This window comes from Actinacidiphila sp. bgisy160, from assembly GCF_965342435.1.
In the GTDB taxonomy this organism is placed as follows: Bacteria; Actinomycetota; Actinomycetes; order Streptomycetales; family Streptomycetaceae; genus Actinacidiphila.
In genome coordinates this window covers 1-14493 of sequence record NZ_CBDRCM010000039.1, presented here as the reverse complement: position 1 = coordinate 14493, position 14493 = coordinate 1, and the positions used below count along the sequence as shown (strand labels likewise).

The 14493-nt window shown below is 70.8% G+C and carries 6 protein-coding genes and 1 tRNA gene; 1 reads left to right on the top strand and 6 read right to left on the bottom strand.

Annotation, left to right across the window (positions count from 1 at the left end):
• Positions 1-90 precede the first annotated feature (90 nt).
• From ACRWNP_RS26085 to ACRWNP_RS26070, 4 genes are all read right to left on the bottom strand, one after another.
• Entirely contained in the window at positions 91-891 is an 801-nt protein-coding gene (locus tag ACRWNP_RS26085; protein ID WP_431965408.1) for a helix-turn-helix domain-containing protein, read from the bottom strand.
• Positions 892-1111: 220 nt separating this feature from the next.
• Positions 1112-3748: a DNA translocase FtsK gene (locus ACRWNP_RS26080; protein ID WP_431965406.1), complete on the bottom strand. Its 2637-nt coding sequence runs from the start codon at positions 3746-3748 to the stop codon at positions 1112-1114.
• Positions 3749-3862: 114 nt separating this feature from the next.
• Positions 3863-4543 carry a response regulator gene (locus ACRWNP_RS26075; protein ID WP_431965404.1) on the bottom strand — a complete coding sequence of 227 codons (681 nt, stop codon included), beginning with the start codon at positions 4541-4543 and terminating at the stop codon, positions 3863-3865.
• Positions 4544-4801: 258 nt separating this feature from the next.
• The gene (locus ACRWNP_RS26070) at positions 4802-10279 is read right to left on the bottom strand and encodes a HAMP domain-containing protein (RefSeq protein ID WP_431965402.1); all 5478 of its coding nucleotides are present in this window, start codon (positions 10277-10279) and stop codon (positions 4802-4804) included.
• A 284-nt stretch (positions 10280-10563) separates the two neighbouring features.
• Here ACRWNP_RS26070 and ACRWNP_RS26065 point away from each other — a divergent pair, with 284 nt between their 5' ends.
• A complete protein-coding gene (locus ACRWNP_RS26065) occupies positions 10564-13167 on the top strand; it encodes a SpoIIE family protein phosphatase (RefSeq protein WP_431965400.1) in 2604 nt (867 codons plus the stop codon).
• Positions 13168-13239: 72 nt separating this feature from the next.
• Here ACRWNP_RS26065 and ACRWNP_RS26060 read toward each other — a convergent pair.
• Together ACRWNP_RS26060 and ACRWNP_RS26055 are read right to left on the bottom strand one after the other, a co-directional pair.
• A tRNA-Thr gene (locus tag ACRWNP_RS26060) sits at positions 13240-13312 on the bottom strand.
• A gap of 83 nt (positions 13313-13395) precedes the next feature.
• Positions 13396-14370: a DegT/DnrJ/EryC1/StrS family aminotransferase gene (locus ACRWNP_RS26055; RefSeq protein WP_431965398.1), complete on the bottom strand. Its 975-nt coding sequence runs from the start codon at positions 14368-14370 to the stop codon at positions 13396-13398.
• Positions 14371-14493 lie beyond the last annotated feature (123 nt).

Sequence of the window (14493 nt, the reverse complement as noted above, 5' to 3'; positions counted from 1 at the left end):
CCGGGCTCCGACGCGCAGCGGCGCCCGGCGCCGGGACGGGTGTCCCGCGCCGGGCGCCGCGGTGTCCGTGCGCGCCCGTGGAAGCGGGCGTCACCCCGCTTCCGGGTCGCCGGGGGTGAAGGTGAGGCGCTGGACCTGACCGGGGTCACCCGCCGGGCCGAGGTCCTTGCCGTTGACGAAGAGATGGACCGCGCCCGCGTTGCCGATGATGAGGTTGATCTTGCTCTTGTCGGTGAAGGTCTTGGAGGCGCCCGACTCCAGGCTCCCCTGGTAGAGCTGTCGCCCGTTGCTGTCCACCGCCTGGATCCAGCTCTTGCCGTTCTGGGCGGTGAGTTTGACCGTGACCTTGTCCGCCGGCGCGGCGGCGATCGCGCTGTCGGAAGCCTCGGGCCCCGGCGCGGTGCTCGTGGGGTTGCCGGAGGGCTTCGCTTCCGGGCTCGCCGCGCTCGGCTTGCCGGCCACCGGCTCCTTGCCGCCGTCCTCACCACCGTTGAAGAGGGTGAAGCCGACGAAACCGACGACGGCGACGATCGCCGCGACCATGGCGGCGGTCCAGTTGGGGCGGCGAGGCTCGGACCGCATCCGCTCCGCTTCGTACAGCGGCGCCACGGGGGTCGGGGCGGGCGCACTGCCGTGCTCCGCCGAGAACTGCTCGATCAGGGCCTCGGGATCGAGGCCGACGGCGCGCGCGAGCGCCCTGATGTGGCCGCGGGCGTACACATCGCCGCCACAGCGGGAGAAATCGTCCTGCTCGATCGCGTGCACGATGGGCGGGCGCACACGCGTTGTGGTACTGACCTCGTCGACGGTCAGACCCGCTGCGACGCGGGCCTGGGCGAGGGCGCGACCGACCGAGAGCCGGTCGTCGGGGGGCGGGTTGCCGATGGACACGGGGGCGCCTTTCGAGCGTGTAGCCACCTGCTGGGGACTCAGTCTAGGGGGGTGTGCAAAAGGACGGGCAAGCGGGCGGGCGTTGTTTGTCCGCCATCAGGATTGCCGTCTTTCGCGGCGCCGATGACAGTCGGCCATACGCCTTCCCCCTGCACTAACTTGACGTACGGGCGGGAGCAACGGTTGCGTCCAGCCCACTTACGAGTGAGCCACGGAATGGCTACGAACCGGCCTCGCCGCGGAGCAGGGCGAGCACTCCGTCCATCTCGTCCGGCTTGACCAGTACGTCACGGGCCTTCGACCCCTCGCTGGGCCCGACGATCCCGCGCGATTCCATCAGGTCCATGAGCCTGCCCGCTTTCGCGAAGCCGACACGCAGTTTCCGCTGGAGCATCGAAGTCGACCCGAATTGAGTGGAGACGACCAGTTCCGCCGCCTGGCACAACAGGTCCAGATCGTCGCCGATCTCTTCGTCGATCTCCTTCTTCGGCCCCGAGCCGACGACCACGTCGTCTCGGTACCTGGGGGTCAACTGCGCCTTGCAGTGGGCGACGACGGCGTGGATCTCCTCCTCGGTGACGAAGGCGCCCTGCATGCGGACCGGCTTGTTCGCGCCCATCGGCAGGAACAGCCCGTCACCCTTTCCGATCAGCTTCTCGGCGCCCGCCTGGTCGAGGATGACCCGGCTGTCGGCGAGCGAGGAGGTCGCGAAGGCCAGCCTGGAGGGCACGTTGGCCTTGATGAGACCCGTGACGACGTCGACGCTGGGCCGCTGGGTGGCCAGCACGAGGTGGATGCCCGCGGCCCGGGCGAGCTGGGTGATGCGGACGATCGCGTCCTCCACGTCCCGTGGCGCGACCATCATCAGGTCGGCCAGCTCGTCCACGATCACCAGCAGGTAGGGGTAGGGCGCGAGCTCACGCTCGCTGCCCTCCGGCGGCTTCACCTTGCCGCCCCGCACGGCCGCGTTGAAGTCGTCGATGTGCCGGAAGCCGTAGGCGGCCAGGTCGTCGTAGCGCAGGTCCATCTCGCGCACGACCCACTGCAATGCCTCGGCGGCCCGCTTGGGGTTGGTGATGATCGGGGTGATGAGGTGCGGGACGCCTTCGTACGCGGTCAGCTCGACGCGCTTGGGGTCGACCAGCACCATCCGCACCTCGTCGGGCGTGGCGCGCGCCAGGACCGAGGTGATCAGGCAGTTGATGCAGGAGGACTTGCCGGACCCGGTGGCGCCCGCGACGAGGATGTGCGGCATGCGCGCGAGGTTGGCCATGACGTAGCCGCCCTCGACGTCCTTGCCAAGGCCCACCGTCATCGGGTGCTCCTCGCCGGCGGCTTCCGCCGAGCGCAGCACGTCGCCGAGGTTGACCATCTCCCGGTCGCTGTTGGGGATCTCGATGCCGACCGCCGACTTGCCGGGAATCGGGCTGATGATCCGCACGTCCGGACTCGCCACGGCGTACGCGATGTTCTTGGCGAGCGCCGTGATCCGCTCCACCTTGACGGCCTGGCCGAGTTCCACCTCGTAGCGGGTCACCGTCGGGCCGCGGGTGAACCCGGTGACCCGTGCGTCGACCTTGAACTGCGAGAAGACACTCGTCAGCGACTCGACCACGGCGTCGTTGGCGGCGCTGCGGGTACGTCCCGGACCGCCGCGCTCCAGCAGGTCCAGGGACGGCAGGCCGTAGGTGATGTCGCCGGACAGCTGGAGCTGCTCGGCGCGCGGCGGCAGCGGCTGGCCCTGCTCGGGCGCCGCGGCCTTGGTGAGGTCGGGCACGGACCGGCCGGCGGGGTCCTCGGTCTCACCGCTGTCCCCGGTGTCCCGGGTCTGCGGCAGGGAGTGGCTGACGAGGTCCGCGACGACGGAGGAACCGGGCACACCGTAGGCGAGGGCGCCGTCGAGGTCGGCGGCCACGCCGTAGGCGAGGCCGACCGCGTCCAGGCCGTCGCTGGGCGTGAGATCGGGCAGCTCCGGCCGCTCCTGGCGGCGCCGGGAGCGGCGGCGCGGCCTCTCCCCGCCGTCCTGCGGGGCGGTCTCCTCCTCCAGCAGGTCGCTGAAGGGCACGGCGTCGTCCTCGGCCCCGGCGGTGTCCTGCTCCTCCACCAGGCCCAGCCGGATGCCGAGTTCGCGCAGCCGCCGGGGAATGGCGTTGACCGGGGTCGCGGTGGTGACCAGCAGCCCGAAGAAGGTCAGCAGCGCCAGCAGCGCCACCGCCAGTGGCGCGCCGACGGTGTAGTCGAGCGGCGCGGACGCCGCCCAGCCGATCAGACCGCCCGCGTCGCGGATCGCGTCGGCGCCCTGCCCGCGTCCTGGGGAACCGCAGCCGATGTGCACCAGGCCCAGCACGCCGACGGTGAGGGTGGTCAGGCCGATGACGATGCGCCCGTTGGCGTCGGACTTCTGCGGGTGGCGCATCAGCCGCCAGACGACGGCACCGACGAGGAACGGCACGAGCAGGTCCAGCCGCCCGAACAGACCCGTGACCAGTATCTCGACCAGATCGCCCACCGGGCCGCGCAGATCCGACCAGGTACCGGTGGCGACGACCAGCGCGAGGCCGAGCAGCAGCAGCGCCAGGCCGTCCTTGCGGTGCGCCGGGTCGAGCCCGCGCGCGCCGCGCCCGACGCCGCGGAAGAGGGCGCCCACGGTGTGCGCCAGTCCGAGCCACACCGCTCGCGCGAGCCGGTACACGCCCCCGGTCGGGGACGGCGCGGGTTTGGCGGCCGCCGCCTTGGCAGGCGGCTTCTTGGCCGCCGCCTTCTTCGCGGGGGCCTTCTTCGCCGCGGGCTTGGCCGCGGGTTTGGCCGCAGGTTTGGCGGCAGCCTTCTTGGCGGTGCCCGACGTACGTGAGGCCATGATGGTGAGGTTACCGTTCCGCCCCGTGCACGACACGCGTGGCCACGCATACCGCCATTCGTGTCGTGCCCCTGATGCGCCAGGGATGACACTGCATCAACCGGCGCACGCGCCTCACTCTTGCGGGGGAATCTTCTTGTCGCCGCCGCCCGTGCCCGGTTCCAGCGCGTCCAGCGCGCGGCGCAGTCCGGTCAGCTTGCGCTCCAGGTGGGCGGCCGTGGCCACCGCCGCCGCGTCGGCCGACTCGTCGAGCTGCTTGGACAGCGCCTCCGCCTGCTCCTCCACCGCGGCGAGCCGTGCGGAGAGCTCGGCGAGCAGCCCCACGGGCTCCTTGGCGCCGTTGCCGCCCTGCCGCGCGCCCTGTTCCAGCTGCAGCCGGAGCAGCGCGGCCTGCTCGCGCAACTGGCAGTTCTTCATGTAGAGCTCGACGAAGACCGAGACCTTGGCGCGCAGCACCCACGGGTCGAAGGGCTTGGAGATGTAGTCCACCGCGCCGGCCGCGTAGCCGCGGAAGGTGTGGTGCGGCCCGTGGTTGATGGCGGTCAGGAAGATGATCGGGATGTCGCGGGTGCGTTCGCGCCGCTTGATGTGCGCAGCGGTCTCGAAACCGTCCATGCCCGGCATCTGGACGTCGAGCAGGATCACCGCGAAGTCGTCGGTGAGCAGCGCCTTGAGTGCTTCCTCCCCGGACGATGCCCGCACCAGGGTCTGATCGAGCGCGGAGAGGATGGCCTCCAGCGCCAGCAGATTCTCCGGCCGGTCATCGACCAGGAGGATCTTGGCCTTCTGCACCATGGCCCGCCCTCCTCGCCCCGGCACTGCACCGGTCGCCGCCCCCATGGACGACTCCTGAGTGCCGCCCGTCCTTGTGCCGGTCATGGTAGCCGCACCCCGCTGTCCGCCACACCCTGTCACCGCCATGTCACTGTGCACGAAGCGGAAACGCAGGCGGGGACCAGAAGGTTCCCAGAATCCCGCACTCCCACACCTCTTCACACACGCCGAGTCAGGGACGTTCACCGTCCGTTGCCCGATCGGTCACCCAACGTGCTGTCACCTGGACTGCATCCACTGCTCCATCACCGCGAGGAGGTGGTCGGTGTCCACCGGTTTGGCGACGTAGTCGGACGCCCCGGACTCGATGCTCTTCTCCCGGTCGCCCTTCATCGCCTTCGCCGTCAGCGCGATGATCGGCAGCCCCGCGAACTGGGGCATCCTGCGGATCGCGGCCGTCGTCGCGTAACCGTCCATCTCGGGCATCATGATGTCCATCAGGACGACCGCGACGTCGTCGTGCTGCTCCAGGACCTCGATCCCCTCCCGGCCGTTCTCGGCGTACAGGACGGTCAGTCCGTGCTGCTCCAGCACGCTGGTGAGAGCGAAGACGTTGCGGATGTCGTCGTCGACGATGAGCACCTTCTCGCCGCTGAAGCCGCCCGAGAAGCCGGTGTAGGCGTCGCTGTGCGCGCCCTCCACCCACGACTCGGGCAGTGCGGCGCGCTCCATCGCCCCGGCGGCCGTGGCGGGCCGCGGTGCCGCGGAACGCCGGCGCAGCCGGGCCAGGCTGCTGCCCGCGCCCCGGCCGCGGACCGCCACGTGGCCGTGGGCCGGGGCGTGCAGCGGCTCGGCCGGCGCTCCCTCGAGTTCCCCGGCCTCGCCGCCGGGGAGCTGCGGGTAGCCCTGGGGCGGCAGTTCGGTGGTGTTGAGCGGCAGGTAGAGGGTGAAGGTCGAGCCGCGGCCGGGCTGGCTGTCGGCGTGGATCTCCCCGCCGAGCAGCCGCGCGATCTCCCGGCTGATGGACAGGCCCAGCCCCGTACCACCGTACTTGCGGCTGGTGGTGCCGTCCGCCTGCTTGAACGCCTCGAAGATGACCCGCATCTTGCTCGCCGCGATGCCGATGCCCGTGTCGGTCACGGAGAAGGCGATCAGCGGCTCGTCCGCGCCCCGCAGCGAGCCGGACTCCAGCAACTGCTCCCGGATCGCCTGCGGCACGTCGGGACCGGCCGGGCGGATGACGAGCTCGACCGAGCCGCTGTCGGTGAACTTCACCGCGTTCGACAGCAGGTTGCGCAGCACCTGCAGCAGCCGCTGCTCGTCGGTGTGGAGCGTGGCGGGCAGCTCCGGGGAGACCCGTACGGAGAAGTCCAGGCCCTTCTCCGCGGTGAGCGGGCGGAAGGTGGCCTCCACGTAGTCGACCAGCTGGACCAGGGCGATGCGGGTCGGGCTGACGTCCATCTTGCCGGCCTCGACCTTGGACAGGTCCAGGATGTCGTTGATGAGCTGCAGCAGATCGGAACCGGCGCCGTGGATCGTCTCGGCGAACTCGACCTGCTTCGGGGAGAGGTTGCCCTCGGCGTTGTCCGCGAGCAGCTTGGCCAGGATGAGCAGCGAGTTGAGCGGGGTGCGCAGCTCGTGCGACATGTTGGCCAGGAACTCGGACTTGTAGCGCATGGAGACGGCCAGCTGCTCGGCGCGCTCCTCCAGGACCTGCCGGGCCTCCTCGATCTCGGTGTTCTTCACCTCGATGTCCCGGTTCTGACGGGCCAGCAGCTCCGCCTTCTCCTCCAGCTCGGTGTTGGACATCTCCAGCTGCTTCTGCCGGTTCTCCAGCTCCGCCGAGCGCTCCCGCAGCTGCTCGGTCAGCTCCTGCGACTGCTCCAGCAGGTACTCGGTCTTGGTGTTCACGCTGATGGTGTTCACGCTGACCGCGATCATGTCGGTGATCTGGCCGAGGAAGTCCTTCTGGATCTGCGTGAGCGGCTGGAAGGAGGCCAGCTCGATCACGCCGAGCACCCGGTCCTCGAACACCACCGGCAGCACGATGACGTGGGCGGGCGGCGCCTCCCCGAGACCGGAGGAGATCCGCAGGTAGCCCGGCGGCACGTCCTCCACCAGGATCGAGCGCTTCTCGACCGCGGCCGTGCCGATCAGCCCCTCGCCGGGCAGGAACACCGTCGGCATCGTCCGCTTGGAGAAGCCGTACGAGCCGCTCAGCCGCAGCTCGTAGCCCTCCTCGGTCTCCTCCCCGCCGGCCGGCTCCTCCGCGATGAAGAAGGCGCCGTGCTGGGCGGAGACCACCGGGGTCAGCTCGCTCATGATGAGCGCCGCCACGTCGTTGAGGTCGCGGCGGCCCTGCATCAGACCGGAGATGCGGGCGAGGTTGCCCTTGAGCCAGTCCTGCTCCTTGTTGGCGAGCGTGGTCTCGCGGAGCCGGACGATCATGGTGTTGATGTAGTCCTGGAGCTCCAGGATCTCGCCGGCCGCGTCCACGTCCGTGCGGATGTTGAGGTCGCCGCGGGTCACCGCCGTGGCCACCTGGGCGATGTTGCGCACCTGACGGGTCAGGTTGTTCGCCATCAGGTTCACCGACTCGGTGAGGTCCTTCCAGATGCCGGACACGCCCGGCACACGGGCCTGGCCGCCCAGGCGGCCCTCGGTGCCCACCTCACGGGCCACCCGGGTCACCTGGTCACCGAAGGCCGACAGCTGGTCGACCATCGTGTTGATGGTCGTCTTCAGCTCCAGGATCTCGCCGTGCGCGTCGACGTCGATCTTCTTGGACAGGTCGCCGCGGGCGACGGCCGTGGTGACCATGGCGATGTTGCGGACCTGGCCGGTCAGATTGGAGGCCATGTTGTTCACCGACTCGGTGAGGTCCTTCCACGAGCCGGACACGCCCGGCACGCGCGCCTGGCCGCCGAGGATGCCGTCGGTGCCCACCTCGCGGGCCACCCGGGTCACCTCGTCACCGAAGGCGGACAGGGTGTCGACCATGGTGTTGATGGTCTCGGCGAGCTGGGCGACCTCGCCGCGCGCCTCGACGGTGATCTTCTTGGTGAGGTCGCCGTTGGCGACGGCGGTGGCGACGGAGGAGATCGAACGCACCTGACCGGTCAGGTTGTTGGCCATCAGGTTGACGTTGTCGGTGAGGTCCTTCCAGATGCCGGAGACGTCCCGCACCCGCGCCTGGCCGCCCAGCTGGCCCTCGGTGCCCACCTCACGGGCCACCCGGGTCACCTCGTCGGCGAACGCGGACAGCTGGTCGACCATCGTGTTGACGGTGGTGACCAGGGCGAGGATCTCGCCCTTGGCGTCGACGGTGATCTTCTTGGACAGGTCGCCCTGGGCGACCGCGGTGGTGACCTCGGCGATGTTGCGGACCTGCATCGTCAGGTTGTTCGCCATGAAGTTGACGGACTGCGTCAGGTCCTTCCAGGTACCCGACACACCCTTCACCTCGGCCTGGCCGCCCAGGATGCCCTCGGTGCCCACCTCGCGGGCCACCCGGGTCACCTGCTCGGCAAAGGAGGAGAGCTGGTCGACCATCGTGTTCAGGACGTTCTTCAGCTCCAGGATCTCGCCGCGCGCGTCGACGTCGATCTTCTGGGAGAGGTCACCGCGGGCCACCGCGGTCGCCACCTGGGCGATGTTGCGGACCTGCGCGGTCAGGTTGCCCGCCATGCCGTTCACGGAGTCGGTGAGGTCACGCCACACGCCGGCGACGCCCGGCACCTGCGCCTGGCCGCCGAGCCGGCCCTCGGTGCCCACCTCGCGGGCCACCCGGGTCACCTGCTCGGCGAAGGAGGAGAGCTGGTCGACCATCGTGTTGATGGTGTTCTTCAGCTCCAGGATCTCGCCGCGCGCGTCGACATCGACCTTCTGGGAGAGGTCACCGCGGGCCACCGCCGTCGTCACCTGCGCGATCTGGCGGACCTGCGAGGTGAGGTTGCCCGCCATGAAGTTGACGGAGTCCGTCAGCTCCTTCCACACGCCGCTCACGCCGTCGACACGGGCCTGACCGCCGAGCCGGCCCTCCGTACCCACGTCCCGGGCCATGCGCGTGACCTGCCCGGCGAACGAGGACAGCTGGTCCACCATGCGGTTGACGGTGTTCTTCAGCTCCAGCATCTCGCCGGAGACGTCCACCGTGACCTTCTGCGACAGGTCACCGTTGGCGACCGCCGTCGTCACCTGCGCGATGTTGCGGACCTGGCCGGTCAGGTTGCGGAACGCGGTGTTCACCGAATCCGTCAGGTCCTTCCACAGACCCGCCGCACCCGGCACCTGCGCCTGGCCGCCCAGCTCACCCTCGACGCCGACCTCGCGCGCCACCCGGGTCACCTCGGCACCGAAGGCCGACAGCTGGTCGACCATCGTGTTGACGGTGTTCTTCAGCTCCAGCATCTCGCCGGAGACGTCCACCGTGACCTTCTGCGACAGGTCGCCGTTGGCGACCGCCGTCGTCACCTGCGCGATGTCCCGCACCTGGCCGGTCAGGTTGCGGAACGCGGTGTTCACCGAGTCGGTGAGGTCCTTCCAGATGCCCGCCGCACCCGGCACCTGCGCCTGGCCGCCGAGCCGGCCCTCCGCGCCGACCTCGCCCGCGACACGGGTCACCTCGTCGGCGAAGGTGCGCAGCGTCTCGGTCATCGCGTTGACCGTCTCGGCGAGCTGGGCGACCTCGCCGCGCGCGCCGATGGTGATCTTCTGCGACAGGTCGCCGTTGGCGACCGCCGTGGTCACCTGGGCGATGTCGCGCACCTGGGCCGTCAGGTTGCCGGCCATCAAATTGACGGAGTCCGTGAGGTCCTTCCACACGCCGTCGACACCGGCCACCTTGGCCTGGCCGCCCAGTTGTCCCTCGGTGCCCACCTCGCGCGCGACGCGGGTCACCTCGGCGGCGAAGGAGGAGAGCTGGTCCACCATCGTGTTGACGGTGTTCTTCAGCTCCAGCATCTCGCCGGCCACGTGCACGGTGACCTTGCGCGACAGGTCACCCTTGGCGACCGCCGTCGTGACGAGGGCGATGTCGCGCACCTGGGCCGTCAGACGGGACGCCATGGTGTTGACCGAGTCCGTGAGGTCCTTCCACGAACCGGACATGCCGCGCACCCGCGCCTGACCGCCGAGCTTGCCCTCGGTGCCGACCTCGCTCGCCACCCGGGTCACCTCGTCGGTGAACGTGGAGAGCTGGTCGACCAGCCCGTTGACGGTGCGGCCCACCTTGAGGAACTCACCCCGCAGCGGATGCCCGGAACCGTCGGCGCCCTGCGAGCGCAGGTCCATCCGCTGGTCCAGGTCGCCCTCCGCGACCGCCGACAGCACCCGGCCGACCTCGGACATGGGGCGCACGAGGTCGTCCACGAGCGCGTTGGAGGCGTCGATGGCCGCCGCCCAGGCGCCCTCGCACACCCCCGTCTCCAGGCGTTCGGCGAGCTTGCCCTCGCGGCCCACGACCCGCCGCACCCGCGCCAGCTCACCGGTGAGGTGCTGGTTGCGGTCGGCGACCTCGTTGAACACCGCGGAGATCTCCGCCATGACCCCGTCACCGGTGACCGTGAGCCGCTTGCGGAAGTTGCCGTCCCGCATCGACTCCAGCGCCGACAGCAGCCTGTTCAGCGCCGCCGAATCGACCTCCACGGTCCCCGTACCGGGTCCGCTCCTACGCGACCGCGCGTTCTTCACCCGTGCGGAACCGCCCCGCTTCGCCGCGGATGCCGCGCCGCCTCGCGCCGATGCGCCAGACTCCACCGTGTCCCTCCCGGAGGGTCGACCGACCTGCAGGTGCCTCGTTCAGGCATGACCAGTGTTTCACCATGCCCGGGCCCGGCCATAACAGTTCGGCAGCATCGCATATGACCGGCGTCATGATCGGGACAGGAACACCCCCAACCGGCACACACACGGTCGCCGGGGGTAAGTAACCTGGCATGCGGTTGCCCACCTTGGGCCGGGCGTACACCTCGAAGTGGGGGCCGGTGGTGACAGTACAGCGGACGGCAAACGGTGACGTCCCCGGACAAACAAGGAGATCTGTGATCACGGCGCGGGCAGCGGCCACCTTCGAACCCGTGGGACGCTCGGTCGCCACCGCACGCGCGTTCGTCCGCGACACCCTCCAGGGCTGGGGCTTTTCCGAGGTGGTCGACGACGCCGTCGTGCTCACCAGTGAACTCGTCACCAATGCCGTGGTCCACGCCGGCACCGCCGCGGATGTCCAGTGCCTGCGCTACGAGTCCGCCGTGCGCATCGAGGTCGCCGACCGCTACCCAGAACGTGATCTGCCGCTCCACGACGCCAAGAAGCAGATCCACCCGGACCACGAGGGCGGCCGCGGCCTGCTGCTGTGCTCGGCGCTGGCCAGCCGCTGGGGCGTGGAGTACACCGCCGCCAACAAGCACGTCTGGTTCCGCCTCGACCTCCCCCAGCGCCCCGCGGGCACCCGCTCCGCGGGCCCGGCCCTGCCCGTCCAGGCGCTGCCGCTGGCCGACGAACGGGTCCGCGTCGCCGTCGTCCAGGTCGACCGCGCCGGCATCATCATCCGCTGGAACCAGGACGCCGCCGAGCTCTTCGGCCACCTCGGCGAGCAGGTCACCGGCAAGCCGCTCGGCGACTTCGCCGCCTGGCCGCAGACCCCGGGCACCGGCCACGGCATCGCCGAGGCGCTCAGGCTGTCCCGCTGGGAGGGCAGCTACGGCATCCGCGGCGCCGACGGCCGCACCCTCCCCGTCTACGGCACGCACCTGCGGGTCCGCGACTCCTCCGGCGAGCCGTCCACCGTGTGCCTGCTGGTGCGCGAGGACGAGCGCGCCGTCCTGCAGAACCCGGGCCGCGGCATGATCACCGTCGAGGGCGGGGGCGAGCGCGGCAAGGTCGTGGACCCCTTCGAGTCCTTCATCGGCTCCCCCGCCCCCGACGACCTCGACGGCCTGCTGCAGCGCACCGTGGAGCGGGCCCGCGACATGCTCGACGGCGACGCGGCATACCTGCTCCTCGCCACCGACGACGAGACCGAGCTGGAGGTGCGCGCCTCCACCGGCCTCCCCTCCGCCCGGCAGCGCTTCGCGCGGGTCCCCGTCGAGGCCGGCACCGGCCGGTACGGCAGTGCCCGCATGCCCGCCGTCCACGAGGACCTCACGGCGGTGCCCGGTGCCGTCCCGCTGCTCGCCGGCACCGGCATGCGCTCGATCGTCACCGTCCCCCTCAAGGTCGAGGGCCGCCTCACCGGCTCGCTCGGCGTCGCCGCGGAGAGCCCCGGCCGATACACCAACGAGGAGGCGCTGCGGCTGCAGTTCGCCGCCGACCGCATCGCGCTGGCCGTGGAGAGCGCCCGCCTCACCGAGCTCGAGCGGCTGCGCCGCGGCTCGCTGTCCTTCCTGGTGGAGGCCTCCGACCTGCTGGCGGGCACCCTGGAACGCGACCAGACGCTCGCCCTGATGGCCCAGATGACCGTGCCCACCCTGGCCAGCTGGTGCGCCGTCTACACCATCGCCGACCAGGCCTCGGAGCCCGAACTCGCCTTCGTCCTGCACGAGGACGAGGACCGCATCGACGGCATCAAGGCGCTGCTGTCCCGCGTCGCCCCGCCCGATCCCGACCCCACCCCCGGCGCCCGGGTGTGGACCGCCCCCGCCGACGCGGCGCACTCCACCGCTCTGCGCGCCTCCCTGCGCAGCCTGGGCCTCGGCGAGGCGGCCCGGCCCGGCACGGCCCTGGCGACCGCCGCCGCCGTCGGCGGCGAGACGGTCGTTTTGCCCCTCGTGGCCCGCAACCGCGTCATCGGCATGCTCACCCTCGGCAGGTCCGCCGATGAACGCTTCCGCCAGGAGATCCTGGAACTCGCCGAGGACCTGTCGCGCCGGGCCGCGCTCGCCCTCGACAACGCCCGCCTCTACAGCGAGCGCACGGCCATCAGCCAGTCCCTCCAGCGCAGCCTGCTGCCACCCGGCCTGCCGGCGATCCCCGGTGTCGAGGTCGAGGTCGTCTACCGCGCCGCCGGCGAAGGCAACGAGGTCGGCGGCGACTTCTACGACGTGTTCCCCATCCGCGACGGCTGCTGGGGCTTCGCCATCGGCGACGTGTGCGGCACGGGCCCCGAGGCCGCCGCCGTGACGGGTCTCGCCCGGCACGCGCTGCGCCTGCTCGCCCGCGAGGGCTTCAGCGGCCCCTCCGTCCTGGAACGGCTCAACGCGGCCATCCTGGACGAAGGAGCCCGCAGCCGCTTCCTCACCCTTCTCTACGGCGAGATGTGGCCGCAGAGCGACGGCAGCGCCGTCCTGAAGGTCGTCTGCGCCGGCCACCCGCTGCCGCTGCGGCTGCGGCAGAGCGGCGTCGTGGAACCCGCCGCGGAACCCCAGCCCCTCCTCGGCGTCATCGAGGACCTGGAACTCGTCGAGCAGACCGTCACCCTCGACCCCGGCGACGTCCTGCTCTGCGTCACCGACGGCGTCACCGAACGCCGCGAGGGCACTCGCATGCTGGGCGACGACGGCCTCGCCGACGTCCTGGCCACCTGTACAGGCCTCACCGCGGGCGCGGTCGCGGCCCGCATCCAGCGGGCCGTCGAGCGCTTCGCCTCCGACGCGCCCTCCGACGACATGGCCATCCTCGCGATGCGCGTCCCGGAACTGACCGCCTGAGCGCCGCAATCCACGGAATGGGTGGACAAACGGGAAAGGCCCCCGCCGGACGGCGGGGGCCTTTCTCATCAGAGCCCCAATACGGAATCGAACCGTAGACCTTCTCCTTACCATGGAGACGCTCTGCCGACTGAGCTATTGGGGCGCGTCGACGTGAAGGATCCTAGCTCATGCAGGGCCTGGTTCGGAAATCCGCTCGAGGCACGTACCGGCCCGCGCCGCACCGGCTCAGAGCAGGCCGCCGAGCGTGTTGCACGCCACGGCCATCCGCTCCAACTCCTTCTCCCTCAGGCCCGGGTGAACGGGCAGCGACAGCGTCTCGCCGACCGCCTTCTCCGTCCTGGGCAGATACGAGCTCGACCGGTACTCGGGCAGCCGGTGCACGGGCGTCGGGATGCTCACGTGCGCGCGTACCCCGCGCGCGGCCAGGGCCATCGCGAACGCGTCCCGGTCCGGCCTGCCGTTGCCCGGTATCCGCACCGTGTAGCGGTGGTAGACGTGGTGCGCGCCGGGCTCTACGTACGGCACGAGGACACCGGTCAGGGCAGAGTCCAGGTAACGGCAGTTGGCCCGCTGCCGGGCGACGGCACCGGCGCGCTTCGCCAGCGCTCCGCGTCCCACGGCGGCCTTGCCGTCGGTCATCCGGGCCTTGGCGTGGGCGGTGTCACGAAGCCGCTTGACGGCACCGGCCAGTTCGGGGTGCTCCGTGGTCACCACGGCCCCCTCCTCGACGGCGAACACGCTCAGCACGCCGTATGTGCCGACCCGGCGGCCCGCCAGCGTCGCCGCCTGGGCCTGGGTGGCGTCCTCGATGATCGCCAGGCCGTGCCGGGCGGCGATGCCGGTGATCTGGTCGACGGCCGCGGGGTGCCCGAAGAGGTGCACCGGCAGGATCGCGACCGTGAGCGGCGTGATCGCGGCCGCCACGGCCTCCGGGTCGAGGCAGAACGTCAGCGGGTCGATGTCCGCGAAGACCGGCACCGCACCGGCCCGCCGCACGGCGGCCGCGGTCTCCACCGGCGCGAACGACGGCAGGATCACTTCCTCGCCGGCGCCTATGCCGAGCGACAGCAGCGCCAGATGCAACGCGGAGGTCGCGGAGTCCAGGGCGACGGCATGACGCCCGTCCACCGCTGACGAGAACTCGTCCTCCAGCGCGGCTACTTCAGCACCCTGAACCAGGAACTGCTGCATCAGGCTCACCTCCACTTGCCCGTTGCGGCAAGGATCACCGCGGAGGGTGATGCGTTGCTGATCTGAACATGAACAGCGGGTGTGGATACGCCAAAGAGCCGTGCCCCCGGACTGGGTCCGGGGGCACGGCTT